Source organism: Lentzea sp. (assembly GCF_035525475.1).
Classification (GTDB): domain Bacteria; phylum Actinomycetota; class Actinomycetes; order Mycobacteriales; family Pseudonocardiaceae; genus Lentzea.
The window spans coordinates 1-24,398 of sequence record NZ_DATLEC010000162.1; the positions used below are offsets into that span (position 1 = coordinate 1).

General features: G+C 69.1%; 25 protein-coding genes and 1 pseudogene. 13 read left to right on the plus strand and 13 right to left on the minus strand.

Annotated features, from left to right (window positions below; genetic code table 11):
* Positions 1 to 13 precede the first annotated feature (13 nt).
* From tig to clpX, 4 genes are all read left to right on the plus strand, one after another.
* Positions 14 to 1,360, plus strand: coding sequence for a trigger factor (tig, locus tag VM306_RS26650; protein WP_325519918.1), 1,347 nt, complete (start codon positions 14 to 16; stop codon positions 1,358 to 1,360).
* A gap of 186 nt (positions 1,361 to 1,546) precedes the next feature.
* Positions 1,547 to 2,134 (plus strand): ATP-dependent Clp protease proteolytic subunit, encoded by a 588-nt coding sequence (locus VM306_RS26655; protein ID WP_325519920.1) that lies wholly within the window; start codon positions 1,547 to 1,549, stop codon positions 2,132 to 2,134.
* Between the two features lie 35 nt (positions 2,135 to 2,169).
* Positions 2,170 to 2,784 carry an ATP-dependent Clp protease proteolytic subunit gene (locus VM306_RS26660; RefSeq protein ID WP_414672458.1) on the plus strand — a complete coding sequence of 205 codons (615 nt, stop codon included), beginning with the start codon at positions 2,170 to 2,172 and terminating at the stop codon, positions 2,782 to 2,784.
* 316 nt (positions 2,785 to 3,100) lie between these two features.
* Complete coding sequence (gene clpX, locus VM306_RS26665) at positions 3,101 to 4,381, plus strand: ATP-dependent Clp protease ATP-binding subunit ClpX (RefSeq protein ID WP_325519881.1); 1,281 nt, start codon at positions 3,101 to 3,103, stop codon at positions 4,379 to 4,381.
* Between the two features lie 163 nt (positions 4,382 to 4,544).
* On the opposite strand, the gene VM306_RS26670 is transcribed toward clpX, so the two are convergent.
* Genes VM306_RS26670 through fdhD form a run of 3 tightly spaced genes read right to left on the minus strand, consistent with a single transcriptional unit; the run spans position 4,545 to position 7,410 of the window.
* The gene (locus tag VM306_RS26670; protein ID WP_325519883.1) at positions 4,545 to 5,426 is read right to left on the minus strand and encodes an alpha/beta hydrolase; all 882 of its coding nucleotides are present in this window, start codon (positions 5,424 to 5,426) and stop codon (positions 4,545 to 4,547) included.
* A gap of 39 nt (positions 5,427 to 5,465) precedes the next feature.
* Positions 5,466 to 6,596, minus strand: coding sequence for a CaiB/BaiF CoA-transferase family protein (locus VM306_RS26675; RefSeq protein WP_325519885.1), 1,131 nt, complete (start codon positions 6,594 to 6,596; stop codon positions 5,466 to 5,468).
* Positions 6,583 to 7,410: a formate dehydrogenase accessory sulfurtransferase FdhD gene (gene fdhD / locus VM306_RS26680; RefSeq protein WP_325519887.1), complete on the minus strand. Its 828-nt coding sequence runs from the start codon at positions 7,408 to 7,410 to the stop codon at positions 6,583 to 6,585. Before fdhD ends, VM306_RS26675 begins: the two co-directional genes overlap by 14 nt.
* Before the next feature lie 65 nt (positions 7,411 to 7,475).
* Here fdhD and VM306_RS26685 point away from each other — a divergent pair, with 65 nt between their 5' ends.
* Complete coding sequence (locus VM306_RS26685; RefSeq protein WP_325519889.1) at positions 7,476 to 8,990, plus strand: NAD(P)/FAD-dependent oxidoreductase; 1,515 nt, start codon at positions 7,476 to 7,478, stop codon at positions 8,988 to 8,990.
* A gap of 53 nt (positions 8,991 to 9,043) precedes the next feature.
* On the plus strand, positions 9,044 to 9,535 hold the full coding sequence (locus tag VM306_RS26690) for a hypothetical protein (RefSeq protein ID WP_325519892.1): 492 nt from the start codon (positions 9,044 to 9,046) through the stop codon (positions 9,533 to 9,535).
* Here VM306_RS26690 and VM306_RS41455 read toward each other — a convergent pair.
* Positions 9,480 to 9,614: pseudogene (locus tag VM306_RS41455) on the minus strand (DUF2238 domain-containing protein); the annotation flags it as partial. The gene VM306_RS26690 and the pseudogene VM306_RS41455 sit on opposite strands and share 56 nt — an antisense overlap.
* Positions 9,615 to 9,634: 20 nt before the next feature.
* On the opposite strand from VM306_RS41455, the gene VM306_RS26695 reads away from it, so the two are divergent.
* Positions 9,635 to 10,192 (plus strand): helix-turn-helix domain-containing protein, encoded by a 558-nt coding sequence (locus VM306_RS26695; protein WP_325519894.1) that lies wholly within the window; start codon positions 9,635 to 9,637, stop codon positions 10,190 to 10,192.
* 24 nt (positions 10,193 to 10,216) lie between these two features.
* A complete protein-coding gene (locus VM306_RS26700) occupies positions 10,217 to 10,375 on the plus strand; it encodes a hypothetical protein (RefSeq protein WP_325519896.1) in 159 nt (52 codons plus the stop codon).
* Here the strand turns inward: VM306_RS26700 and VM306_RS26705 are convergent.
* The 4 genes from VM306_RS26705 to VM306_RS26720 form a co-directional block, all read right to left on the minus strand.
* Positions 10,343 to 11,269 (minus strand): NmrA/HSCARG family protein, encoded by a 927-nt coding sequence (locus VM306_RS26705; RefSeq protein ID WP_325519898.1) that lies wholly within the window; start codon positions 11,267 to 11,269, stop codon positions 10,343 to 10,345. The genes VM306_RS26700 and VM306_RS26705 overlap by 33 nt on opposite strands.
* A 145-nt stretch (positions 11,270 to 11,414) precedes the next feature.
* Positions 11,415 to 11,834: a MarR family winged helix-turn-helix transcriptional regulator gene (locus VM306_RS26710; protein WP_325519899.1), complete on the minus strand. Its 420-nt coding sequence runs from the start codon at positions 11,832 to 11,834 to the stop codon at positions 11,415 to 11,417.
* Between the two features lie 91 nt (positions 11,835 to 11,925).
* Positions 11,926 to 14,214, minus strand: a complete 2,289-nt coding sequence (locus VM306_RS26715) for an FdhF/YdeP family oxidoreductase (protein ID WP_325519900.1) — start codon at positions 14,212 to 14,214, stop codon at positions 11,926 to 11,928.
* 149 nt (positions 14,215 to 14,363) lie between these two features.
* Positions 14,364 to 15,227 (minus strand): hypothetical protein, encoded by an 864-nt coding sequence (locus VM306_RS26720; protein WP_325519901.1) that lies wholly within the window; start codon positions 15,225 to 15,227, stop codon positions 14,364 to 14,366.
* Positions 15,228 to 15,362: 135 nt separating this feature from the next.
* Here VM306_RS26720 and VM306_RS26725 point away from each other — a divergent pair, with 135 nt between their 5' ends.
* The 3 genes from VM306_RS26725 to VM306_RS26735 are packed head-to-tail and all read left to right on the plus strand — an operon-like array spanning position 15,363 to position 19,742.
* Entirely contained in the window at positions 15,363 to 17,990 is a 2,628-nt protein-coding gene (locus VM306_RS26725; RefSeq protein WP_325519902.1) for a valine--tRNA ligase, read from the plus strand.
* 4 nt (positions 17,991 to 17,994) lie between these two features.
* The gene (gene folC / locus VM306_RS26730) at positions 17,995 to 19,332 is read left to right on the plus strand and encodes a bifunctional tetrahydrofolate synthase/dihydrofolate synthase (protein ID WP_325519903.1); all 1,338 of its coding nucleotides are present in this window, start codon (positions 17,995 to 17,997) and stop codon (positions 19,330 to 19,332) included.
* Positions 19,329 to 19,742: a DUF4233 domain-containing protein gene (locus VM306_RS26735; RefSeq protein ID WP_325519904.1), complete on the plus strand. Its 414-nt coding sequence runs from the start codon at positions 19,329 to 19,331 to the stop codon at positions 19,740 to 19,742. The genes folC and VM306_RS26735 overlap by 4 nt, the downstream gene beginning before the upstream one ends.
* Here the strand turns inward: VM306_RS26735 and VM306_RS26740 are convergent.
* The 5 genes from VM306_RS26740 to VM306_RS26760 are packed head-to-tail and all read right to left on the minus strand — an operon-like array spanning position 19,732 to position 23,307.
* Complete coding sequence (locus tag VM306_RS26740; RefSeq protein ID WP_325519905.1) at positions 19,732 to 20,769, minus strand: hypothetical protein; 1,038 nt, start codon at positions 20,767 to 20,769, stop codon at positions 19,732 to 19,734. The two genes, VM306_RS26735 and VM306_RS26740, sit on opposite strands and share 11 nt — an antisense overlap.
* Before the next feature lie 2 nt (positions 20,770 to 20,771).
* Positions 20,772 to 21,077 carry a hypothetical protein gene (locus VM306_RS26745; RefSeq protein ID WP_325519906.1) on the minus strand — a complete coding sequence of 102 codons (306 nt, stop codon included), beginning with the start codon at positions 21,075 to 21,077 and terminating at the stop codon, positions 20,772 to 20,774.
* 9 nt (positions 21,078 to 21,086) lie between these two features.
* The gene (locus VM306_RS26750; protein ID WP_325519908.1) at positions 21,087 to 21,530 is read right to left on the minus strand and encodes a YbaB/EbfC family nucleoid-associated protein; all 444 of its coding nucleotides are present in this window, start codon (positions 21,528 to 21,530) and stop codon (positions 21,087 to 21,089) included.
* Positions 21,531 to 21,567: 37 nt separating this feature from the next.
* A complete protein-coding gene (locus tag VM306_RS26755; protein WP_325519910.1) occupies positions 21,568 to 22,542 on the minus strand; it encodes a DUF6346 domain-containing protein in 975 nt (324 codons plus the stop codon).
* 18 nt (positions 22,543 to 22,560) lie between these two features.
* Entirely contained in the window at positions 22,561 to 23,307 is a 747-nt protein-coding gene (locus VM306_RS26760; RefSeq protein WP_325519912.1) for a hypothetical protein, read from the minus strand.
* An 85-nt stretch (positions 23,308 to 23,392) separates the two neighbouring features.
* Here VM306_RS26760 and VM306_RS26765 point away from each other — a divergent pair, with 85 nt between their 5' ends.
* A complete protein-coding gene (locus VM306_RS26765) occupies positions 23,393 to 23,698 on the plus strand; it encodes a PE domain-containing protein (RefSeq protein ID WP_325519914.1) in 306 nt (101 codons plus the stop codon).
* A gap of 4 nt (positions 23,699 to 23,702) precedes the next feature.
* Positions 23,703 to 24,308, plus strand: a complete 606-nt coding sequence (locus VM306_RS26770) for a DUF3558 domain-containing protein (protein WP_325519916.1) — start codon at positions 23,703 to 23,705, stop codon at positions 24,306 to 24,308.
* The last annotated feature ends 90 nt before the right edge of the window (positions 24,309 to 24,398 follow it).

The window sequence follows — 24,398 nt, forward strand, 5'->3', positions numbered from 1 at the left end:
CGAGGAGTCCACGTTGAAGAGCACCGTCGAGCACCTGAGCCCGACGAGGGTCCGGATCAACGTCGAGGTGCCGTTCGACGAGCTCAAGTCGAACTTCGACCAGGCGTACCGGAAGCTCGCGAAGCAGGTCCGCATCCCCGGCTTCCGCCCGGGCAAGGCCCCCGCGAAGGTTCTGGAGAACCGCATCGGCCGCGCCCCGGTCCTGGACGAGGTCATCCAGGAGGCCATCCCGGCCAAGTACCTGGAGGCCGTGTCCGCCGGTGAGGTGCGCACGCTCGGTCGCCCCGACTTCGAGGTCACCAAGATCGAGGACGGCCAGACGCTCGAGTTCACCGCCGAGGTCGACGTCCGCCCCGAGATCACCGTGCCCGCCTTCGGCGAGCTCTCCGTGACCGTGGACGAGCAGGAGGTCACGGACGAGGACGTGGCCACGCAGCTCGACGAGCTCCGCGCCCGCTTCGGCACCCTCACCGGTGTGTCGCGCCCGGCCCAGACCGGCGACTTCGTGAGCGTCGACCTGTCGGCCACCGTCGACGGTGAAGAGGTCGAGGAGGCCCGCACCGCCGGCCTGTCCTACGAGATCGGCTCCGGCCAGCTCGTCGAGGGCATCGACGACGCGCTCGTCGGCGCCTCCGAGGGCGAGACCAAGACCTTCACCACCACGCTGGTCGCCGGCGAGCACTCCGGCCGCGAGGCCGAGGTCTCCGTCGTGCTGAACTCCGTCAAGGAGCGCCAGCTGCCCGAGCTGGACGACGAGTTCGCGCAGCTCGCCAGCGAGTTCGACACGCTCGACGAGCTCAAGGCCGACCTGCGGACCCGCCTCGCCCGCGTCAAGAAGATGCAGCAGGGCGTCCAGGCGCGCGACAAGGTCCTCGAGGCGCTGCTGGAGACCACCGAGGTCCCGCTGCCCGAGGGCATCGTCCAGGGCGAGATCGACGCCCGCAAGCACGACGCCGTGCACGCCTTCGACCACGACGACGAGAAGTTCGCCGAGTGGCTGCAGGAGCAGGGCCAGTCGGAGGAGGAGTTCGACACCGAGCTCCGCACCGCCGCCGAGCAGGCCGTCAAGACGCAGCTCGTGCTCGACTCGATCGCCGACGCCGAGCAGGTCACGGTGTCCGACGGCGAGCTGACCGAGCGGATCATCTACCAGGCGCAGCGCTTCGGCATCTCGCCCGACGAGTACGTCAAGCGCGCGCAGCAGTCGGGCCAGCTCGGCGCGATCTTCGCCGACGTCCGCCGGGGCAAGGCGCTCGCGAGCGTCGTGCGCCAGGCTTCGGTCAGCGACACGGCGGGCCAGGAGCTGGACCTCGACGAGCTCTTCGGCGAGACCAAGTCCGAAGAGGACGGCCAGGAGTAGTTCACGACACTCGCCGCACGGGCGGCGAGCGCCGGAAATACAGCCCTGAGCGAACGCGGGCGGTGTCGGGCATCTGACGCCGCCCGTCTTCGTTAAGGTCGATCGCAGAGAGTTTTAGGCATCAGATTCGTTCCACCTGGAGTTAGGCAGGCAGACGTGACGCAGCACTCCTTCCCGACCCCCGAGATGCGGTCGGCCACCGCCGGGATGAACCTCAACGACTCGGTGTACGAGCGGCTGCTCCGCGAGCGGATCATCGTCCTGGGTTCGCAGGTCGAAGAGGGCATCGCCAACCAGATCACCGCCCAGCTGCTGCTCCTCGCCGCTGAGGACCCCGAGAAGGACATCACCCTCTACATCAACTCGCCGGGTGGTTCCGTCACGGCGGGCATGGCCATCTACGACACGATGCAGCTGATCGAGCCGGACGTGGCGACCGTCGCGATGGGCCTCGCGGCGTCGATGGGGCAGTTCCTGCTCTCCGCCGGCGCTCCCGGCAAGCGCCAGGCGCTCCCGCACGCCCGGATCCTGATGCACCAGCCGTCGGCGGGTGTCGGCGGCACGGCCGCGGACATCGCGATCCAGGCGGACATGCTGACGCGCACCAAGCGCGAGATGGCCGAGCTGATCGCCGAGCACACCGGCCAGCCGGTCGAGCGCGTCATCGCCGACTCCGACCGCGACCGCTGGTTCACGGCGCAGGAAGCGCTGGAGTACGGCTTCGTCGACAAGGTCGTGACGCGGTCGCAGCCCGTCGGCGACTCGAACAACTGACGTCAGCTAGGAGAGCCCAAGTGAGCCAGTTCCACATGCCTCAGTCGCGGTACGTGCTGCCGTCGTTCGTCGAGCGCACGAGCTACGGCATGAAGGAGTCGAACCCGTACAACAAGCTGTTCGAGGAGCGCATCATCTTCCTCGGCGTGCAGGTTGACGACGCCTCGGCCAACGACGTGATGGCGCAGCTGCTGGTGCTCGAGTCCGAGGACCCCGACCGCGACATCCTGATGTACATCAACTCGCCGGGTGGCTCGTTCACCTCGCTGATGGCCATCTACGACACCATGCAGTTCGTCCGCCCGGACATCCAGACGTACTGCCTCGGCCAGGCCGCCTCGGCCGCCGCGGTGCTGCTGGCCGCCGGCACGCCCGGCAAGCGCCACGCGCTGCCGAACGCGCGAATCCTGATCCACCAGCCCTCCATGGAGGGCGCGTACGGTCAGGTGTCCGACCTGGAGATCCAGTCGAACGAGATCCAGCGCGTGCGCCGCCTGATGGAGTCCACCCTCGCGCGGCACACCAACCGGACGGCGGAGGAGGTTCGCGAGAGCATCGAGCGCGACCGCATCCTCACGGCCGAAGAGGCCAAGGAGTACGGCATCGTCGACGCGGTGCTGCCCTACCGCAAGCTTTCCGCCAAGTCCTGACGGGTGGCGGAGGGGCGAGGAGTGCTCGCGAAGAGCGCTCGCCTCGCCCCGCCGCCCGGTGTTCGTCTGGGGGACACCCCAGACCCCGTGTCCTGTCCCAGGGGCTGGAACCCGGCCCCTGGGTGCCGACACGCCGATGAGACCGCATGTCCGGCCTGATCGGCGCGTCGGAGGACGGCGGGTCCTCCCCTGAAACGGGGTGGGCCAGGTACCGTCAGGAGAACGGGCTCAGCACCCACAGCCAGTGGGACTGCCACAGCAAGTCAGCAGGCGCACTACAGCAGGTGTGCGCCGGAGGGGACATAGGTCAGCGGTCATGGCGCGTATCGGTGACGGCGGCGACTTGCTGAAGTGCTCTTTCTGCGGAAAGAGTCAAAAGCAGGTGAAGAAACTCATCGCCGGCCCCGGCGTCTACATCTGCGATGAGTGCATCGATCTCTGCAACGAGATCATCGAGGAGGAGCTGGCGGAAGCCGGTGACGTGAAGCTCGACGAGCTGCCGAAGCCCGCCGAGATCCACGAGTTCCTCGACCAGTACGTCATCGGCCAGTCCGAGGCGAAGCGGACCCTCTCGGTCGCCGTCTACAACCACTACAAGCGCATCCAGGCGGGCGACCGCGGACGCGAGGGTCGTGACGACGGTGTGGAGCTCGCGAAGTCCAACATCCTGATGCTGGGACCGACGGGCTGCGGCAAGACCTACCTCGCGCAGACGCTCGCGAAGATGCTGAACGTCCCGTTCGCCATCGCCGACGCGACCGCGCTGACGGAGGCCGGCTACGTCGGCGAGGACGTCGAGAACATCCTCCTGAAGCTCATCCAGGCCGCCGACTACGACGTGAAGCGCGCCGAGACGGGCATCATCTACATCGACGAGGTCGACAAAATCGCTCGAAAGAGTGAAAACCCGTCGATCACGCGCGATGTATCCGGCGAGGGCGTGCAGCAGGCCCTCCTCAAGATCCTGGAAGGCACCACGGCGTCGGTGCCCCCGCAGGGCGGCCGCAAGCACCCGCACCAGGAGTTCATCCAGATCGACACGACGAACGTGCTGTTCATCGTGGCCGGTGCCTTCGCGGGCCTGGAGAAGATCATTCAGGACCGCGTCGGCAAGCGCGGCCTGGGCTTCGGCGCCGAGGTTCGCTCCAAGGCCGAGGTGGAGGCGTCGGACTTCTTCGCCGACTCCATGCCGGAGGACCTGATCAAGTTCGGCCTGATCCCCGAGTTCATCGGGCGTCTGCCGATGGTCGCCTCCGTCACGAACCTCGACAAGCCGTCGCTGGTCTCGATCCTCACCGAGCCGAAGAACGCCCTGGTGAAGCAGTACCAGAAGCTCTTCGAGATGGACGGCGTCGAGCTCGAGTTCACCAAGACCGCGCTGGAAGCGGTCGCCGACCAGGCGATCCTGCGCGGCACCGGTGCTCGCGGCCTGCGCGCGATCATGGAAGAGGTCCTGCTCCCGGTGATGTACGACATCCCGAGCCGCACGGACGTCGCCAAGGTCGTCATCACCGAGCAGACGGTGAAGGAGAACGTGAACCCGACGATCGTCGCCCGGCAGCCCTCGCGCCGCGAACGGCGGGAGAAGTCGGCCTAGATTCGAAGTTCCACACGAAGGGCGTCCGGGAAACCGGGCGCCCTTCGTCGTTGCGGGGCCATCAGATCGCCGATGGCCGCCTGTTCCGCGACCCGGTGAGCGACTCGGCCCGGTGTCCGGCTTCCCCGCCGGGCGTCCCAGTCCCCGTCGACGTCCGGTGGGGCTAGACGGCGCGCTTCGCGTACTTGGCGAGGAACTGGACGACGTCGGGCGTCACCTTGCGGTACAGGCCGTCGTCGTGGCCGCCGCTCTTCACCGTGCTCACCTCGGGCCGCACCTCGCGCATGAACCGGCGAGTGCCCTCGATGAACCTGTCGCGGTCACCGATCCACACGCCCAGCGCGGTCGGGCCGGTCGCCTTCACGTGCCGCAGCGGGTCCAGGGAAGTCCACTCGGCCTCGTCCCTGAACGCGCGGCGCTTGGCCATCTCCGGCCACGTCGTGATGAGGCCGGGGGAGATGGCCGCGGCGGCCGCGATCGGGTCGCCGCGTTCGGCTCGGCGGCGGGCGTAGAGCAGTGAGCCGAAGCCGCCCATCGACACGCCCGTCACCGCGAACGGCTCGCCGTAGCCGCGTTCCTTGAGCCAGCGGGGGACCTCGTCGAGCAGCATGGCCATCGGGTCGTCGCCGGGGACGTTCTCGTGCCAGTAGTTGTCGCCGCCGTCGACCGCGACGAAGCCGAACGCAGGGACGGAGCCCTTCGCTACGGCGGCGGTCAGGACGTCGGCGATGTTGCCGATGGCGGCGTGCCGGGCGTCGCCGTGCAGGCCGTGCAGCAGGATCGACATCGGCAGGCCGCGGGGGTTCGTGCCGGTCGGGAGGTAGAAGGCGAGGGTGACCTCGCGGTGGCGGGCGGCAGAGTAGACGCGCTCGAAGCGGATCGTCGGCTTGGCGTCCGGCTTGTTGGTCGCGCGGTCAGCCGTGGCGATCTGCTGGGAGGCCTCGGAGGACGACGACGACACGTACGTCGCGACGCCGATGGCTGTCGCGACGACCACGCCGATGGCCGCGAGGAGGGTGCGGCGGCTGTACCTCGGTTCCCCCATGCTCACCTCATCGCGCAAGCGCCGCTCCTCGTTTCCCTCTCAGAGGACGGAACGCACGCGCAACGAGGACTGTTCCTCGCTCGAGTAGCCCAGCCAGGTCAGCACGTCGTCATTGTGCTCGCCGAGTTCGGGGACCGCACCCGGTGACCACTCGAAGCCCGCCACCGGGGGTGGCAGCATCCGGGCCGTCCCGCCGGGAACCCGCACGTCAACCCAGGTGCCGAGCTGCGGGTGGGTGGGCAGTTCGGTGATCGGGCGGGTCAGGGCGGCGGGCACGTCGGCGGTGTCCAGAGCGGTCAGCAGCTCGGCCGCGGTGAGGTCCGAAAAGGCCTGTTCGAGCAGTTCCTGCAGCTCCGCGCGGTGCTCGACGCGCGAGGCGACTGTGGCGAACCTCTCCTGCGGCGCGAGCCCGATGAGCCCGCACAGCCGCTGCCACTGGCCGTCGTTCTGCACGGCGAGGTGCACGGCGCCGTCCAAGCAGGCCACCGGGCCGTACGGCGCGATGCTGGGGTGGTGCGCGCCCGACCGCGGGGCCGCCGCGCCCGTGCCGGCGGCGTAGAGCATCGGCTGGTGCATCCACTCGGCCATCGCCCCGAACAGCGACAGCCGCAACCGCGCGCCGGTGCCCGTCCGGGAGCGCTGCAGCAACGCCGCCAGCACGGCCGCCTGCAGCTGGACGCCGGCCGCGATGTCCGCGACGGAGATGCCGGCACGGGCCATCACGTCGCCGTCGCCGGTCAGCGACACCAGCCCCGCCTCGGACTGCACCAGCGCGTCGAACGCCTTGCGGTCCGCGTACGGGCCGTCCCAGCCGTAGCCGGACAGCTCGCCGACGATCAGCTTCTCCGGCAGCTCCAGCGCGAGCCGCCGCCACACGCGCGGTGAGAGGTTGCACAGCAGCACGTCGGCGCGTGCGACGAGCCGGGTCAGCACCTCGCGGCCGTCGGGGTGGGTGATGTCGAGCGACACCGACTCCTTGCCCACGTTCGTCCACGCGAAGTACGACGAGACCTCACCGCACGACGAGTCGTAGTGGCGGGCGAAGTCGCCGGTGCCCGGCCTTTCGACCTTGATGACGCGGGCGCCCAGGTCGGCCAGCAGCCGCGTCGCGTACGGCACGGCGACGGCCTGCTCCAGGCTCACCACCACGACGCCGTCAAGCGGTCTCAAGCACCCGCTCCCCACCGGTGTAGACGTTCATCGAGTCGCCTCGCAGGAACCCGACGAGCGTCATGCCCTGCTCCTCGGCCAGCTCGACGGCGAGCGACGACGGCGCCGACACCGCGGCGAGCACCGGGATCCCGGCCATCGCGGCCTTCTGCACCAGCTCGAACGACGCCCGCCCGGACACCATCAGCACCGCGCCGCGCAACGGCACCAGGTTCTGCAGCACCGCCCAGCCCAGGACCTTGTCGACGGCGTTGTGCCTGCCCACGTCCTCGCGCACGACCAGCAGCTCGCCGTTCACGAACAGCCCTGCCGCGTGCAGGCCGCCGGTGCTCTCGAAGACCTTCTGCCGTTCCCGCAACGCGTCCGGAAAGCCCGTCAGCGCCTCCGGTGTGACCGTGATCTCGTCGGCGGCGGGGGAGTAGCGGGTCTTGAGCTTCACCGCGTCGAGCGCGGCCTTCCCGCACACCCCGCACGACGACGTCGTGTAGAAGTTCCGCTCCACGCCGGTGTCCGGCGGCGGCACACCGTCGGCCAGCGCGATGTCCAGCACGTTGTAGGTGTTCATCCCGTCCGGGCCGGTGCCCTCGCAGAACCGGGCGATCGAGATGTCCCGCGACGACCCGATGACACCCTCGCTGAGCAGGAAGCCGTGCGCGAGCTCCACGTCCTGACCCGGCGTGCGCATCGTGACGGCCAACGCCTTGCCGTTGACCCTCAGCTCCAGCGGTTCCTCGGCGGCGAGCGCGTCGACCTTGCGCCGCCGGCCGTTCGGCGACACCCGTTCGACCGCCCGGCGAACCGTCACTCGGCCCATGTGCACATCTCCTTCGGACCGCTATGTTCCCCACCGACCAGGCTACGTGGGAGGGATCTCGGGGCATGGACGACGTCGTGATCGTGGGAGGCGGCCACAACGGGCTCGTGGCGGCCGCGTACCTCGCCCAGGCGGGGAAGTCGGTCAGGGTGCTGGAGAAGCTGCCGCACGCCGGCGGCGCGGCGGTGAGCGCGTCGCCCTGGGAAGGCGTCGACGCCCGGCTCTCCCGCTTCTCCTACCTGGTGTCGCTGCTGCCCGACCAGATCGTGTCGGACCTCGGCCTGAACCTCGCGCTGCGATCGCGCGCGGCGTCCTCCTACACGCCGAACGGCAAGACCGGGCTCCTGGTGGAACGCACGCCCGGCGAGGCGACCGCGGAGTCGTTCCGGGCGGTCTGCGGGTCGCTCGACGACTGGGAGCGGTGGCAGCGCTGGTACGCCGACCTGGAGCTGATGGCCGCCGCGCTGGCGCCGACGCTGCTGGAACCGCTGGTGTCGCGCGAGGACCTGCGCGCGTGCGTCGACGCGGTGGCGCGCGGGCGGGTGTGGGAGCAGGTCTTCGAACGCCCGATCGGCGCGACGCTGCAGGAGCTGTTCGACGACAACCTGGTGCGCGGCGTCGTCGCCACCGACGCGTTGATCGGCACGCACGCGTCGCTGCATTCGTTGAGCGCCAACAAGTGCTTCCTCTACCACGTGATCGGCAACGGCACCGGCGAGTGGAAGGTGCCCGTCGGCGGCATGGGCGCGGTCACCGCCGAGCTGGAACGGGCGGCGCGCGAGGCCGGTGCGCGGATCGTGTGCGACGCCGAGGTGACGTCGATCGAGTCGGACGGAAGGACCGCTGCCGTCGTGTACGGCTCGAAGACCGTCGAGGCCCGGTTCGTGCTGTCCACTGTGGCGCCTTCGGTGCTGGGACGGTTGCAGGGCAAGGAGGTGCACGACGAACCCGGCTGCCAGCTGAAGATCAACATGTTGCTGCGCCGGTTGCCCGCGCTGAAGTCCGGAGTGGACCCGCGGCTCGCGTTCGCGGGCACGTTCCACCTCGACGAGTCCTACGACCAGCTGGAGACCGCGTACCTGGAGAGCGCCGCCGGCCACGTGCCGTCGGTGCTGCCCGGCGAGATGTACTGCCACTCGCTGACCGACCCGTCGATCCTCGGGCCCGGCCTCGAAGGCCACGAGACGCTGACGTTGTTCGGCCTGCACCTGCCGGCGTCGCTCTTCGAGGGGCGCAACGCCGAACTGCGCGACGAGCTCGTGCAGCGCTACCTCGACCAGCTCAACGCGCACCTCGTCGAGCCGATCCAGGACTGCCTGGCCGTGGATGCCGCGGGCCGGCCGTGCGTCGAGGCCCGCACCCCAGTGGACCTGGAGGAGGAGCTCGGCCTGCCGGGTGGCAACATCTTCCACGGAGAGCTCGACTGGCCGTTCGCCGAAACCGGCGACGAGGTCGGCAGGTGGGGCGTGGAGACCGACGTGGACAACGTCCTCGTCTGCGGCGCGGGCTCCCGGCGTGGTGGCGGGGTGAGCGGCATCGGCGGCCACAACGCGGCGCGGGCGGTGCTCGAACGCCTCTGAGGTGACGACATGCTGGATGACATTCTTCGTCATCTCTGGTTACAGTTGTGGTCGTGGGGGACTTCTACGGAATCGCCGAGATCGCTGACGCCATGGGCCTCAGCCGCCAGCTCGTCACGGTGTGGCGCAAGCGCCGCTCGCACGGCATCCCCGAGCCGGACGCGGAGCTCGCGTCCGGGCCGATCTGGCGCAAGGAGACCGTCGAGCCGTGGATCGAACGCACCCGCGGCCGCCTGGGTCTCGCGGGCGGCGCGGAGTCGGCGAGCCGCAGCCTGAGGCTGAGGGTGTGCCGCCGCGTGCTGAGGCTGGCGGCGCTGATGCTGGAGGACCCCCAGCGCCCGCGCGTGCTGAACGAGGCCGCCGCCCAGCTGCGCGACCTGGCGCACGAGATCGACCAGACCGCCGACGACGTGGTGGGAGCCCTGCTGCGCGAGCTGGTCGAACCGGTGCGCGACCCCGACGAGGCCGCCGAGCTGCTGCGCGTGCCGATCATCGAGTCTTTGCCGCTGGTGACCGCCGTCGCGCGGAACTCGCCGGACTGGTGACGAGCGCGCCGAGCGCCGCCAGCACCATGTCGGCGTGGGCGTCCCACATGTCGCCCTGCTGACCGTTGTAGGCCTCAGCCTCAGCACCGCGGTGGTGTCATGACCGACAGTCCGATCACCGGCCCGAAGGCTCTCCGGGCGCTCTCGCACCCGTTCCGGTGGAAGCTGCTCCAGGTGCTCACCGAGCAGGGGCCGCACACGGCCACGCAGTGCTCGGAGAAACTCGGTGAGAGCGTCGCGAGCTGCTCGTACCACCTGAACATGCTGGCCAAGTACGGCTTCGTCGAAGAGGTGGGGGGACCGGGGCGGCAGAAGCCGTGGCGGATCGTCCGCGGCCGCCAGTCCATCTCGACGGAAGGGCTCGAGGGCGAGGCGGTGATGGCGGCGGAGGCGGCCGCGATGGCCTACCTGGACCAGGAGTTCGAGCGCACGCGCGAACGCATCCGGCAGCACGAGCACCTGCCGGAGGAGTGGCGCAGGTCGGTCGGTACGCAGGGCGCGGTCAAGTTCCTCACCAGTGAGGAGGCCGCCGAGTACCAGGCGGAACTGCAGGCACTGCTGGAGAAGTACGACGACCGCAGGCTCGACGAGTCGCTGCGGCCGGAAGGCGCGCGGGCGGTCAGGTACTTCCTGGCCGTGACCGTCGCACCCGAGTAGAGAACCGGCCGGAGGAGAACTGTCATGATCTCGCACCACGACGCGTTTGCTATCGCGAAGTACCGTCAGCGGGACTTCGAGGCCGACGCGGCCGCGCGCCGGCTCGTCAAGAAGCCCGAGGAGTCCAGGACCGAACCCGAACGACGCCGGTTACGGCTGTTCGTCCGGGTCCGGCACGCCTAGGACAGGTGATCCTGTGGAAGGAACGCGTGGGGTGCGCTCAGGGACGGACACCATCCGCGGACACCATCCGCGGGCAGCGTGCAGCCGGTGGAGCGGATCCACTCGGCCAGGTCCCAGACGGCCGGCTCGATCGCCCTCACCGCGGCGAGGTCCGGGTCGTAGGCAGCCCACGCTTCCGCGAAGTAGCGGAACATCGCCTCCTCCTCGGCGTCGCCGCCGAGGACGCTCAGGGGCAGGGCCTCGTAGCGCGCCGGGAGCCCGGCGCGCGCCGAACGCGGTGGCGATCTGGCTGCCCGTCAGCTCGTCGCCCACCACCTCGACGGCTCCGCCCGGCACGTCCGCGGTGCCGAGCAGGATCGCGGCGGCGACCATGCCGATGTCCTTGACCGCGACCAGCTTGATGCGGACGCCGTCCGGCAGCGGCATCCTCAGCACGAGCTCGCCGTTCTCGGCGCTCGGCGTCAGCGTCGCGAAGTTCTCCACGAAGGCGACCGGGCGGATCACCGCGGCTCGCAGGCCTGACCGCCCCAGGTGCTTCTCGACCTCGTACTTCGATTCGAAGTGCGACACGCCCGAGTCGCGTTCCGCTCCGCTGACCGAGTTGAACACCACGTGCGGTACGCGCGCCGCGACCGCCGCGTCGACGAGGGCCGTGCCCAGCCGGATCTCGCCCCTGATCGTCTCGGGGCTGTGGCTGTCGGGTGTCATGAAGTGGAACGCGTCGGCCGCTTTCAGCGCGGCGACCAGTGTCCCCGGGTCGTCGGTCCGGACGGCCGCCAGTTCGACGCCTCGGGCGGCCAGTGCCCGCGCCCGGTCGGACTCGGGGGTGCGAACCAGGGCTCGCACCCGCGCTCCTCTGGCCGGGAGCGCGTCGACGACCGCCCCGCCCTGCATCCCGGTCGCACCGAAGACCGCGATCGTGCCGGTTTTCGCGTGTCCATGCCGTCCACCCCTCGTTGGTTCATGTCATGAACCAACTTAGTTCACGACGTGAACCTCCGTAAGGCCCGCGGGCACCACGAGGGCACGGCGAGGGGGGTCAGGACGAGGTCGAGACGCCAGACGCGTCCACGATGGCGGTGGCGACGCGTTCGAAGTCGCGCTGGTCGTCGGCGTCGAGGTTCCTCGCGATGTCGGGCAGGCCCCGGGTGATCTCGGCGTACACGGCCTCGGCGAGCACCTTCCCCGTGGGCGTCGCGCTGAGCATGACGACCCGCCGGTCGTGCTCCGAGGTCACCCGGCTGACCAGGTCTCGCCGCTCGGTGCGGTCGACGAGCTGGCTCAGCGCGTTCTTGGCCATGCCGAGCGAGGCGGCGAGATACGTCATCCGCCGCGGCTCGTCCTTGACCGCGCACAGCAACGTGGCCTGCGAGGAGGTCAGGTCGTACCCGGCGCAGATCTGCGCGTACCTGCGCTGGATCAGGACCGAGAGCCAGAAGAGCTTGTCGCCGTAGTCCACGCCGCCTCCCCTCGTCCTGGCCGGACGACCAGCCTACTGCCGCGGACCGCTCGCCCGGCCCTCACCTCAGGTGAAGATCCACAAAACCTGGTCACGCCACGGGTTCGAGGCGCACGATCACCGACTTCGACGTCGGCGTCCCGGAGATGTCCGCCTTGGAGTCCAACGGCACCAACGGGTTCGCCTCGGGGAAGTACGTCGCCACGCACCCGTGCGCCGTCGGGTAGGAGACGATCCGGAACGCGTCGGCGCGGCGCTCGACGACACCCGTCGGGTCGTCCTTCCACTCCGACACGATGTTGACCATCTGGCCGTCGGTGAACCCGAGCGCCTTGATGTCGTCGGGGTTCACGAACACCACGCGCCGACCGTCCTTCACGCCGCGATAGCGGTCGTCCAGGCCGTAGATCGTGGTGTTGTACTGGTCGTGGCTGCGCAGGGTCTGCATCAGCAGCCGGCCCTCGGGCACGTCGATGACCGTCAGGTCGTTGGCCGTGAAGTTCGCCTTGCCCGTCTTGGTCGCGAACTCCTGCGAGTCGCGCGGCGGGTGCGGCAGGACGAAACCGTCGGGCTGGCGCACGCGCGTGTTGTAGTCGGCGCATCCCGGCACCACGCGTGCGATGTGCTCGCGGATGACGTCGTAGTCCTTCTCGAAGTCCTCCCACGCCACGGGGTGGGAGCGGCCGAGCACCTTGCGGGCGAGGCGGCAGACGATCGAGATCTCGGACAGCAGCTGGTCGGACGCGGGCTTGAGCCGGCCGCGCGAGCGGTGCACGACCGACATGGAGTCCTCGACCGTCACGAACTGCTCGCCGGAGTGCTGGACGTCGCTCTCCGTGCGGCCCAGCGCGGGCAGGATGAGCGCGGTGCGGCCGTGGACCACGTGCGAGCGGTTGAGCTTCGTGGAGACGTGCACCGTCAACGAGCACTGCTCCAGCGCCTTCTCGGTCACCGGGGTGTCCGGGGTGGCGCTGACGAAGTTGCCGCCCATCGCGATGAACACCTTGCCGCGGCCGTGGCGCATGGCGTTGATCGCGTCGACGGTGTCGAAGCCGTGCTTGCGCGGCACGCCGATGCCGAACTCGGTCTCCAGCGCCTTCAGGAACGTCTCCGGCATCTTCTCGTAGATGCCCATGGTCCTGTCGCCCTGGACGTTCGAGTGTCCGCGCACCGGGCACAGGCCCGCGCCCGGCTTGCCGATCATGCCGCGCAGGAACATGACGTTCGCGATCTCTCGGATCGTCGGCACGCTGTGCTTGTGCTGCGTCAGGCCCATCGCCCAGCACGCGATCGTGCGCTGCGAGTCGACGAACATCCCGGCGACGCGCGTGATCTGCTCGCGGGTCAGGCCGGTCGCGGCGAGCACGCGGTCCCAGTCGAGCTCGCGCAGGCTCTCGGCGTAGGCCTCGAAGCCGTGCGTCTTCGCGCCGATGAAGTCCTCGTCGAGCTTGTCCCACTGCAGCAGCAGGTGGCCGATGGCCTGGAAAAGCGCCTGGTCGCCGCCGACCTTGATCTGCACGAACTCGTCGGACAGCGCCGTGCCGCGGCCGACGACGCCCGCGACGTTCTGCGGGTTCTTGAACCGCATCAGGCCCGCCTCCGGCAGCGGGTTCACGGCGATGATCTTCGCGCCGTTCTTCTTGGCCTCCTCCAGCGCGCTGAGCATGCGCGGGTGGTTCGTGCCGGGGTTCTGGCCGATGACGACGATCAGGTCGGCGAGGTCGAAGTCCTTGATCGACACCGAGCCCTTGCCGATGCCGATGGTCTCGTTCAGCGCCGAGCCGGACGACTCGTGGCACATGTTCGAGCAGTCCGGCAGGTTGTTCGTGCCGAACGAGCGGACCAGCAGCTGATAGAGGAACGCGGCCTCGTTGCTGGTGCGGCCGGAGGTGTAGAAGATCGCCTCGTCCGGCGACGACAGCGCCGTCAGCTCGTCCGCGATGAGCGTGAACGCCTCGTCCCAGTCGATCGGTGTGTAATGCGTCGCACCGGGACGCAGCACCATCGGTCCGGTGAGCCTGCCCTGCTGGCCGAGCCAGTAGTCCGTCCTCGTCCGCAGGCTCTCGATCGAGTGCTCGGCGAAGAACTCGGGCCCGATCCGCCGCTTGGTCGCCTCCTCGGCGACGGCCTTGGCGCCGTTCTCGCAGAACTCCGCCATCTTGCGGTGGCCCTGCGGCTCCGGCCACGCGCAGCCGGGGCAGTCGAACCCCTCGCGCTGGTTGAGCAGTCGCAACGTCTTGACCGTGCGCCCGACACCCATCTGCTCGACCGCGCGGTCGAGGGACACGAGCACGCCGGGGATTCCCGCTGCCCACGTCTTGGGGGTGCTGACTTCGAGCGCGGACTCGTCGACGTCGTGCTGCGGAGGCTTGCTGCTCATGGCTTCATTCAACGCCGATCGACGTCGACGCCGCCAGCGCCCCCGAAGAACGCGGCGGCGCCGCCCGTCACGGGCCCCAAGGGGTTGAACGGTCCGTGACGGTCAATTGTGATCGCCGTCACCCCTGCCCGGCACCTCTGAAAGGGTGATCAGTCGCAGGTGTTCTCCGCGGGCATCTCCCCGGTGGCGGAGAAGTACCGCTTGTCGTCGTTGACGCCGGTCCCGTGCTGCGGCGGCTCGATGAACTGCGGGCCGAGGAAGCCCTCCTTCGACGCCTTGCACGCGATCGAGTACCAGAAGCCCGATCCGTCCGCCGGCCAGAGGCCCTGCGGCGTGACCACGTACGTGATCTTCGAGCGGACGGCCGCGACCATCTCCATCTGGTTGAACAGCTTCTTCGGGTCCGGCGGCTCGAACGCGTACGCGTAGACGTGGTCCGCCGTCACGGCCGGATAGCCGTCCTTCTCGCCGAGCGTCATCGTGCCGGACACCCTGATGCCACCCGGCACCAGCCTCGTGCCCTGCTGGAGCCGGGTGGTCAAGCCCCCGACGTCCTTCGCGACGTGCTCCCTGGCCTCCGGCGCCAGCATCGCGAGGAACCGGTCCGGCTTGTGCTCGCTGATCATCGCCGGGTCCAGCCGTGCCGCGACGAGCGCCTGGCGGACCTGCTCGAACACCGGATTGGCGTCTGGCGCGACGATGCCCTTGTCACCTTCCGGCCACTGCTCGGCGGGCGTGCCGGCGAACGGGACCTCCATGTTCACGCCCGAGTACGGCAGCTGCGCGTCCGGCAGGTCGGGCAGCGAGACGTTCCCGAACTCGCCTGCCTGGTAGAAGCCGGACAGCACCGCGCCGATGACGACGAGGGCGACCGCGGAGACGATCTTCCCGCTGTGCCGGCGCAGGCGCGCCCGCAGTCGTTGCGCGCGGACCTCCCGCCGGGCACGTCTGTTCGCGGCGCGGATCCAGGCCGCGTCCTTCAGGTCCGGGTGGTCTTCCAGGTCGTACCGCACGTTCCCCCCAAGTGATCGGCGCACATCATTGATCACCGGGCGAACGGCGCCGCCGGGCACCGCCGAATCGTCGCCGGGCCGTTATCAGGTATCTCGTTTCAAGTCGATAGCCCGGCCTCCGTAGACTTGACAGCTGTGACTGAACTCGACACCGCAACCCAGCGTCCTGACCTCCCCGCCGCGTGGACTCCGGCGGAGGTAGAGGCGGAGCTGTACCAGCGGTGGGTCGACAGGCGCTACTTCGAGGCCGACGTCAAGAGCGACAAGCCGCCGTTCACCATCGTGCTGCCCCCGCCCAACGTCACCGGCAGCCTCCACATGGGCCACGCCATGAACCACAGCGTGATGGACGCGCTGACCAGGCGCCGCCGCATGCAGGGCTACGAGGTCCTGTGGCTGCCGGGCATGGACCACGCCGGCATCGCGACGCAGAACGCCGTCGAGCGCGACCTCGCGAAGCAGGGCCTGTCGCGGCAGGACCTCGGGCGCGAGAAGTTCGTCGAGCGCGTCTGGGAGTGGAAAGAGGAGTACGGCGGCAAGATCCTCGACCAGATGAAGAGGCTCGGCGACGGCATCGACTGGTCGCGCGAGCGCTTCACCATGGACGAGGGGCTGTCGCGCGCCGTCCAGACGATCTTCAAGAAGATGTACGACGACGGCCTGATCTACCAGGCCGAGCGGATCATCAACTGGTGCCCGCGCTGCCAGACGGCGTTGTCGGACATCGAGGTCGACCACTCCGACGACGAGGGCGAGCTCGTCTCGATCCGCTACGGCGACGGGGACGCGTCCATCGTCGTCGCGACCACGCGCGCCGAGACGATGCTGGGCGACACCGCGGTCGCCGTCCACCCGGACGACGAGCGCTACCGGCACCTCATCGGCACCGAGGTCGAGCTGCCGCTGACCGGCCGCCGCATCCCGATCGTCGCGGACACCCACGTCGACCCGGAGTTCGGCACGGGCGCGGTCAAGGTGACGCCCGCCCACGACCCGAACGACTTCGAGATCGGCCAGCGCCACGGCCTGCCGAACCTCACGATCATGGACGGTCGCGCGATCATCACCGCGCACGGCCCGTTCGAGGGGATGGACAGGTTCGAGGCGCGTCCGGCGATCGTCGCGGCACTGCGCGCCGAGGGCCGGATCGTCGCGGAGAAGCGGCCGTACGTCCACTCCGTCGGGCACTGCTCGCGGTGCAACACGGTCGTCGAGCCGCGCCTGTCGCTGCAGTGGTGGGTCAAGGTCGAGACCATCGCGGCCAAGGCGTCCGCCGCCGTCCGAGACGGCCGCACCAAGATCCACCCGGCCGAGCTGAACAAGCGCTACTTCGACTGGACCGACAACCTGCACGACTGGTGCATCTCGCGCCAGCTGTGGTGGGGGCACCGGATCCCCGTCTGGTACGGCCCGAACGGCGAGGTCGTCTGCGTCGGACCGGACGACGAGGTCCCCACGGGTGAGGGCTGGCGCCAGGACGAGGACGTCCTCGACACGTGGTTCTCCTCGGGCCTGTGGCCGTTCTCGACGCTGGGCTGGCCGGACTCCACCGAGGACTTGAAGAAGTTCTACCCGACCAGCGTTCTCTCGACCGGCTACGACATCCTGTTCTTCTGGGTCGTCCGGATGATGATGTTCGGCCTGTACGCGATGGACGACGTCCAGCCGTTCGACCACGTCTTCCTGCACGGCCTGATCCGCGACCAGTACGGCAAGAAGATGTCGAAGTCCAAGGGCAACGGCATCGACCCGCTGGACTGGATGGAGCGCTACGGCGCGGACGCCACCCGGTTCACGTTGCTGCGCGGCACGAACCCCGGTTCGGACATGGCCGTCGCCGAGGAGTGGGCGGCCGGTTCCCGCAACTTCACCACGAAGCTGTGGAACGCCACCCGTTTCGCGCTGGCCAACGGTGCGACGGTCGCGCGTCCGCTGCCGGAGCGCTCCGAGCTGACGGCCGCTGACCGCTGGATCCTCGACGAGCTCGACGCACTCGTGTCCACTGTGGACACGAACTTCGAGGCGTTCCAGTTCTCCCGCGCCTGCGAGGCGTTGTACAGCTTCACGTGGGACGAGTTCTGCGACTGGTACCTGGAGATCGCGAAGGTCCAGATCGCGGACGGCCGCGCCGAGGCCACGCAGTCCGTCCTGGGCCACGTCCTCGACGTCCTGCTGCGCCTGCTGCACCCGGCGATCCCGTTCATCACCGAGACGCTGTGGACGTCGCTGACCGGCGGCGAGTCGCTCGTCATCGCCTCGTGGCCGTCCGCCTCGGGCGCCGAGCGGGACGCGGACGCCGCCGCGGAGATCGAGGGCCTGAAGAAGCTCGCGACCGAGATCCGCCGGTTCCGCTCCGAGCAGGGCCTCAAGCCGGGCCAGAAGGTCGCGGGCAAGGTCCGCGGCGCGTGCTGCGTCGGCCTGACCGACCAGGTCCCGTCCGTGCGGTCGCTGACCCGGCTGACCGAGCCCGGTGACGAGTTCACCGTCTCGGCGACGCTCGAGGTCGGCCTGCCCAAGGGCGCGGTGAAGGTCGAGCTGGACCTGTCCGGCGCGATCGACGTCGCCGCCGAGCGCAAGCGCCTGGCGAAGGACCTGGCCGCGGCGCGGAAGGAGCTCGAGGGCACGACGAAGAAGCTGGGCAACGAGGCGTTCCTCGCCAAGGCGCCCGCCGACGTCAAGGCCAAGATCGAGGAGCGCAAGGCCGTCGCCGAGTCCGAGATCGCCCGCATCAACGAGCGCCTCGCGGCGTTGCCGGAGGCGTAAGACAGTGGAAACCAACCTCGACGAGTTCCTCGACGTCGAGAACGAGCTCAACCAGCGGTGGCCCGAGACCAAGCTCGAGCCCTCGCTGGAGCGGATCAAGGCGCTCGCCCACGTGCTGGGCGACCCGCAGACGTCCTACCCGGTCGTGCAGCTGACGGGCACGAACGGCAAGACGTCGACGTCGCGCATGGTCGATGCGCTCTTCACGCGCATCGGCCTGCGCACCGGCCGGTTCACCAGCCCGCACCTGCAGCTCGCGACCGAGCGGATCAGCCTCGACAACCAGCCGATCTCGCCGGAGCGCTACGTCGAGGTCTACCGCGACATCGAGCCGTACGTCGCGATGGTGGACGCCCGGTCCGAGATCCGGATGAGCAAGTTCGAGGTGCTCACCGGCATGGCCTACGCCGCCTTCGCGGAGGCGCCGGCCGACGTCGCCGTGGTCGAGGTCGGCATGGGTGGCACGTGGGACGCGACGTCCATCGTGGACACCCGCGTCGCCGTGCTGACCCCGATCGGCATCGACCACACCGAGTACCTGGGCAACCGTCCCGAGGACATCGCGGTGGAGAAGTCCGGCATCATCAAGCCGGGCGCCGTCGCGATCGTCGGCGAGCAGACGCCTGAGGTCATGCGGGTGATCCTGGAACGCGTCGCCGAGGTCGACGCGATGGTGGCCCGGTTCGGCAGCGAGTTCGGCGTCCTGTCCAGGGCCGTCGCCGTGGGCGGCCAGATGATCACGCTGCAGGGCCTGGGCGGCGTCTACGAGGACATCTTCCTGCCGCTGCACGGCGAACACCAGGCGAAGAACGCCGCACTGGCGCTGGCCGCAGTCGAGGCGTTCTTCGGCGCGGGTCCCGAGCGCAGGATCGACATCGAGATGGTCCGCGAGGGCTTCGCCTCGGTCGTCACGCCCGGCCGTCTGGAGCGCGTGCGTTCCGCGCCCAACGTGTTCGTCGACGCCGCGCACAACCCGCACGGCGCCGCGGCACTGGCCAAGGCCCTGGAGTCGGAGTTCGGCTTCCGCAAGCTGGTGGCCGTCGTCGCCGTCATGTCCGACAAGGACGCCGAGGGCATCCTCGCCGCACTGGAGCCAGTGGTGCAGGAACTGGTGATCACCACCAACTCCTCCCCGCGCGCGATGGACCCGGACGTGCTGGCCGGCCTGGCCGTCCCGATCTTCGGCGAGGACCGCTACGAGGTCCGTCCCCGCCTGGTCGACGCCGTCGAGGAGGCCATCCACCTCATCGAGGACGAGCAGTCCGGTGGCGGCGTCATCATCACCGGCTCCGTCGTCACCGCGGGCGAGGCCCGCGCGCTGTTCGGAAAGGAGCCGGCATGACCACCCCGGCGCCCGCTCCGCTCAAGAAGGACCCGATGAAGGCGTTCCGGGGCATCATGGCCGGCACGCTGATCCTCGAGGTCATCGTCGTGGCCCTGGCGCTGCCGGTGATCGCGAAGCTGCACGGCGGCGTCACGTCGCTGGTCGGCTGGATCGCGTTCGGCTTCATCGCGGTGTTCATCGCGATGTGCGCGTTCGTCCGCAAGCCGTGGGCGATCGCCGCCGTCGTCGCGTTGCACGTGCTGCTGATCGCGACGTGGTTCCTGCTGCCCGCGTTGGGCGTGATCGGCGTGATCTTCGGTCTCGTGTGGGCGTACCTGCTGTGGCTGCGCAAGGACCTGCTCAAGCGGATGGCCGAGGGCAGGCTCCCCGCGCAGCAACGACAGCAGCAGGACGACGCTACTTCCTGAGCTCTTCCTGGCCCTGCTGGTAGCTCTCGTCCCAGTTCGCGCCTTCCTTGAACGCCTCGGAGGCGCCGGTGCGGCCGAGCGCGACGGGTTTGACCGTGTCCGCGAACCCGTCGCGGCCACGGGGCGCCATGACGTCGTCGACCCGGTTGGCCGCGTTCTTCATGGCGTCGTTGCCGAACGTGAGCTTGTCGCGGATCGCGTTGTTGGCGCTGGAGAAACCGTCCTCGATCTGCCGCACCGAGGAGTGGTTCCTGCCGATCGCGCGGCCGACGTCCTTGGCCTTGCGGCCGATGTTCACGGCGGCCTTCGCGAGCGAGTCGGACACGCCCTTGAGGTTGTCGAACTTGCGGACGGCCTGCGCGAGCTTCATCAGCAGCTTGCTGACCTTGCCCGCGATCTTGCCCGCCGTCGCCGCCGCCCGTGCCACGGCCCAGCCGGTGAACGCGGCGATCGAGGCGCCGAAGCTGCACCAGCTCGTCGCGAGCGCCGTCACCGCGGCGATGATGAACTCCGCCACCACGTCGGCCACGATGTCGCGGATGATGCCGCGCACCGCCGCGACCAGGATGCCGGTGCCCCGGATGCCGCCCGCGACGGCGTTCGCGGCCCCTTCGAGCGCCTTGATCTGCTCGGCGAGCGTGCCCGCCGCCTTGCGGTAGCCGTCGCCGGACTGCCCGGTCCACGTGCCGGTCTGGCCGGTGGCGGCCTGCGCGTAGTCGTTGCCGACCTTCGCGCACGCCTTGGCGACCTCACCCCAGGTGGCCGCGACGACGTTGATCGCGCCGGGGTCGCCGGCGAGCATGTCGAGCGGCTCCTTGAGGAACGACACGTGCTCGATCAGCCAGCCGATGCCCGCACCGACCAGCGTGCCGAGCGGGTTCGCGACGAACCCGAGCACGTCGAGCCCGAGCGCGACACCGTCGAACGCCCAGTCGCTGGGGTTGTTGAAGTCTTCCGCGCACTTCCAGACGGTGTCGATGATCCGCGCACCGTCGGTCGCGTTGTCCGCACTGACGTCGAGAACCATCATCACCCCTTGAACTTGGCGAAGAGCTTCGCGTGCTCGTCGTCGGTCTGCTGAGTGGCGTCCGCGCAGTCGCGCAGGGCGTCGGCGACGTCCGGCAGCGCGCCGGCCAGCTCGTTGATCGAGTTCGCGATAGCCGCGATGTGGATGCGCACGGGAACGCTGAAGACCTGCCCGATGATCCCGTACGTGTCGATGCCGAGGTCGACGCTCTGACCGCGCCCGGCGGCCCGCGTGAGCTCCATGCCCATCGACTGCACGTCGCCCGCGTGGCTGACCACGTCGGCGGGCACCATTGCGAAATCTGACACCGGGACCCCTTACCGGTAGATGGTGCCGAACGGCTCGTCGCCGTCCGGCCGCTGCCTCGGCCGTTGCTGCTGCGGCTCCTCGGTCTCCTCCGGCTGCTGCGCCGCGGTGACCTGGTCGCGCAGGAAGTCCATCGCCGACGTGCCACCGATCAACGGCTGCATCGTGGCTTCCATCTGCTGGGCGACGGCCGCCTGCCCCCTGCTGACGGTCTCGGTGATCATGGCGGCGAGCTGGTCGTGCGACATCCTCATCGCCGACGGCGTCAGACTCAGCTTCTCCAGCCGCCCACCCGGCGCCATCGTCACCGTGACCGAGCGGTCAGGACTGCTCACGTCGGCCCGCAACGCCTTGAGCTGGGCCTGGGTCTCCTCGGCCCGCTGCTGGATCTCCGTGACACGACGCAGGTAGTCGTCGAGCCGCTGCTGCCCAGCCCCCAGTTCTGCAGAACTCATGGACGCTCAGACTGCGGGACGGCGTCTCCGGTTCCCGTCAGTTCCGGACGAGTTGGCCGACCATGTCCTTCGCGGACTGCCGGGTCGCCACCGTGATCACCAGCAGAGCCGTCAGGATGAACGCATCCCTGCCGCCCGCAAGCCAGACGGCTATCGGCGCGTGCGCGGGAAGGGCGATCGTCGCTTTGACGATCGACGCCGCGACGAGCACCGCCATCACCGCGGCCGGCACCCAACTCACGTTGTGCGGCACCGGCTTCTTGGTGTCGAGGTAAGACTGTCCATACCGGACGATCCGAGCCGCGTCCTTGTGCACGCTCTCCGCGACCAGCCCGATCACGACGGCGACGAGCACCGCGAACCCGGCCACCATCCCGGACGGCAGGTCGACCAACCAGGCTTCTTCCACCTCAGGCCACGGCGACACGAACGGGCCGAGCCTGCGCGGCGCGTCGAAGTACGGCATCGACGCCAGCCCTTCCGCCGCGGCGGTAGCAAGCCCGAGCCACGCGTACAACCGCAACCGCCGCACCCGCCGCGTGACAGGCGTGGCCTTCACGTCCGCCTTGCCGACCGCCCACTTCTCTTCCGTCTTCTCGCTCTTCTTGGCGGGAACCAGGGACAGCACGGCGGCGCCGGCCATCCACAGGGCCAGCAACCCGAGCGCCACCACGGCGAGCGGCCCGGCGAGGAACCACCGCGCGCTGTCGTTGAGACCCGGCGCCCTGGTGGACCGGAAGACCGGGGCGTCTTCCTGCCCCGGCCGCAGCTGCCCCGGCTGGAACCGGAACTGCTCGGTGCTGCCGTCGTCCCAGCGCACCTCCGCCGTGCAGCCGTAGCTGGTGCCGATGCCCCACCTGCTGACCGGCCCGCCTTCGCTGCAGGCGGTGACGGTGGCGGTGCCGACCTGCTCGGCGTCGGGCGAGCCGAGCAGCACGTCGGTGGTGCGGATCGTCGTGGCCAGGGCCAGGAGGGCGAGGACGGCGGCGAGTCCGAAGGCGAGTGCGCGCACGCCGCCACCCTAGACAGCTCAGGCCTGGTCGTAGGCCATCAACGCGTCGACTGCCAGCAGAACCCTGCGGTCCGCCTCCTCGTTGTCCGCTGTGGACGAGGTTCCGCTGCGCCTGAGGTCGACGTTCCACACCGAGCCGTGGCCGGGGATCTCGATGGTGTAAGCGGCGCGGTCGGAGGTGGAGACCCTCACGGTTTCGGTGCGGACCGCCTTGCGACCTTTGACCTGGGTGACCCGACCGAGCTGGTTCGGCTCCGCGAACCAGTCGAAGGAGGCATTTCCCGGCTCGTAAGGCGACAGATAAATGCTGAGCGTGTTGTCGAAGCCGGACTGCTTCTGATCACGTGGCGCAATCTGGCAATAAAACTTGCTGGAGATCACCCGGATGACGTCCTCCGTGCCCAGGACTTTCTCCGCCACGTCGTCCGTGATGACAGCACACCAGTAATAAGGACCCCACTGGGCACCCTTGCCGGTGCCTGCTTCCTCCGCGTTGATCGGAAGCACCAGGGAGAAGGCGTACGGCTCGGGCGGAGTCCACGCGACGCACGACTCCGGATCTCCTGTGAGAACGTCGTCGCAGTTCTGCTGCGGCCCGACGTCCGGAGTCGACGGCTTGATCTTCGCCGGGACCGCCCTCGGATGCACCGGAGAACAGGCGGTGAGGAGCATTGCGGCGCTGACGAAAAGTGCCGAAGAACGAAGCATGTCGCACTTCGTACCCTCACTCGTCGCAATGCGAAGGTGACACTTCGTCTTGTTCACCCGATCGTGCTTTGAAACCGGGACGGGCCCTGTGGCCTGGCGCTATGCTGCTGGGCGCACGAATCTGCAAGGAGGGGTACTGGGGATGAGCGGGACCAAGGTCGATCTGGAGACACTGCGCGCCGCGATCAAGGAGTACGAATCGATCAAGGAAGAGTTGCTGCTGGCCCACCAGTCCGGTGAGATCCTGACCGCTGTCGAGGGCGCGGGCAAGGACAAGCCGAGCCAGGTCTACGCGAGCTGGGCGAGTGCCGCGGGTCTGGCACATCAGCAGTCCAACAAGCAGCTCCAGGACACGCTGACCACTCGCATCGAGAACCTGAAGGCCACGCTCGCCCAGTACGAGCGGACCGAACAGGGCAACCAGGCCAACCTCAAGCCGAAGGACTGAGCAGTTGCGCATCCGAACGATCGTCGCCGGTACCGCCGCGCTCGCACTGATGGCGGGCTGTGGCACCGGCGGCGGTACCACCGGTACGCCGACCACTGAGACCCAGCCGACCAGCACCAGCAGCGACGGTGCAGCGCCCAAGATTCAGAACCCGCTGGACGTGAAGGCGTTCGAGGCTGCCCCGTGCAGCACGGTCACCGCGGCTCAGCTGCAGGCGTTCGGGTTGGCCGGCGTCAACGGCCGGGTCAACACCACTGCTCCTGGATCCGCCTGCGCCTGGCTCGGCTCCAGCACGCCGGCGAAGATGTCTCCCGGGGTCGGCATCCTTCCCGACGGCACGAACCTCTCCACCATCCTCCCGAGCAAGGACACCAAGTACCAGGTGTTCGAGGAGCAGCCGGGCATCCAGGGGTATCCGGCGTACGTCGCTCTCGTCGCGGACCAGCGCAAGGGCGGCAACTGCTCGGTTCTCGTCGGAGTCTCCGACACCAAGGCAGTTCTCGTCTCCTTCCAGAGCGACCAAGGCAGTCCCAAGTTCGCGGACCCGTGTGGTGCGGTCACCGAGTTCGCCGATCTCGCCATCACCACGATCAAGGCAGGTGCGAAATGACACGGCCCGCGCCCAGCTGTTTCACTGAGGACAACACGCGCGCTGACGGCTTCTCCGGACATCAGATCTACGCCCAGATGACCAGTGGCC

Coding starts and splice junctions, on each gene's coding strand:
- clpX (WP_325519881.1), top strand. CDS start 3,101: ATGGCGCGTATCGGTGACGGCGGCGACTTGCTGAAGTGCTCTTTCTGC.
- VM306_RS26695 (WP_325519894.1), top strand. CDS start 9,635: ATGACCGACAGTCCGATCACCGGCCCGAAGGCTCTCCGGGCGCTCTCG.
- VM306_RS26685 (WP_325519889.1), top strand. CDS start 7,476: ATGGACGACGTCGTGATCGTGGGAGGCGGCCACAACGGGCTCGTGGCG.
- VM306_RS26700 (WP_325519896.1), top strand. CDS start 10,217: ATGATCTCGCACCACGACGCGTTTGCTATCGCGAAGTACCGTCAGCGG.
- VM306_RS26670 (WP_325519883.1), bottom strand. CDS start 5,426: ATGGGGGAACCGAGGTACAGCCGCCGCACCCTCCTCGCGGCCATCGGC.
- VM306_RS26765 (WP_325519914.1), top strand. CDS start 23,393: ATGAGCGGGACCAAGGTCGATCTGGAGACACTGCGCGCCGCGATCAAG.
- VM306_RS26705 (WP_325519898.1), bottom strand. CDS start 11,269: ATGCAGGGCGGGGCGGTCGTCGACGCGCTCCCGGCCAGAGGAGCGCGG.
- VM306_RS26735 (WP_325519904.1), top strand. CDS start 19,329: ATGACCACCCCGGCGCCCGCTCCGCTCAAGAAGGACCCGATGAAGGCG.
- VM306_RS26740 (WP_325519905.1), bottom strand. CDS start 20,769: ATGGTTCTCGACGTCAGTGCGGACAACGCGACCGACGGTGCGCGGATC.
- VM306_RS26750 (WP_325519908.1), bottom strand. CDS start 21,530: ATGAGTTCTGCAGAACTGGGGGCTGGGCAGCAGCGGCTCGACGACTAC.
- VM306_RS26660 (WP_414672458.1), top strand. CDS start 2,170: ATGCCTCAGTCGCGGTACGTGCTGCCGTCGTTCGTCGAGCGCACGAGC.
- VM306_RS26715 (WP_325519900.1), bottom strand. CDS start 14,214: ATGAGCAGCAAGCCTCCGCAGCACGACGTCGACGAGTCCGCGCTCGAA.
- fdhD (WP_325519887.1), bottom strand. CDS start 7,410: ATGGGCCGAGTGACGGTTCGCCGGGCGGTCGAACGGGTGTCGCCGAAC.
- VM306_RS26655 (WP_325519920.1), top strand. CDS start 1,547: ATGCGGTCGGCCACCGCCGGGATGAACCTCAACGACTCGGTGTACGAG.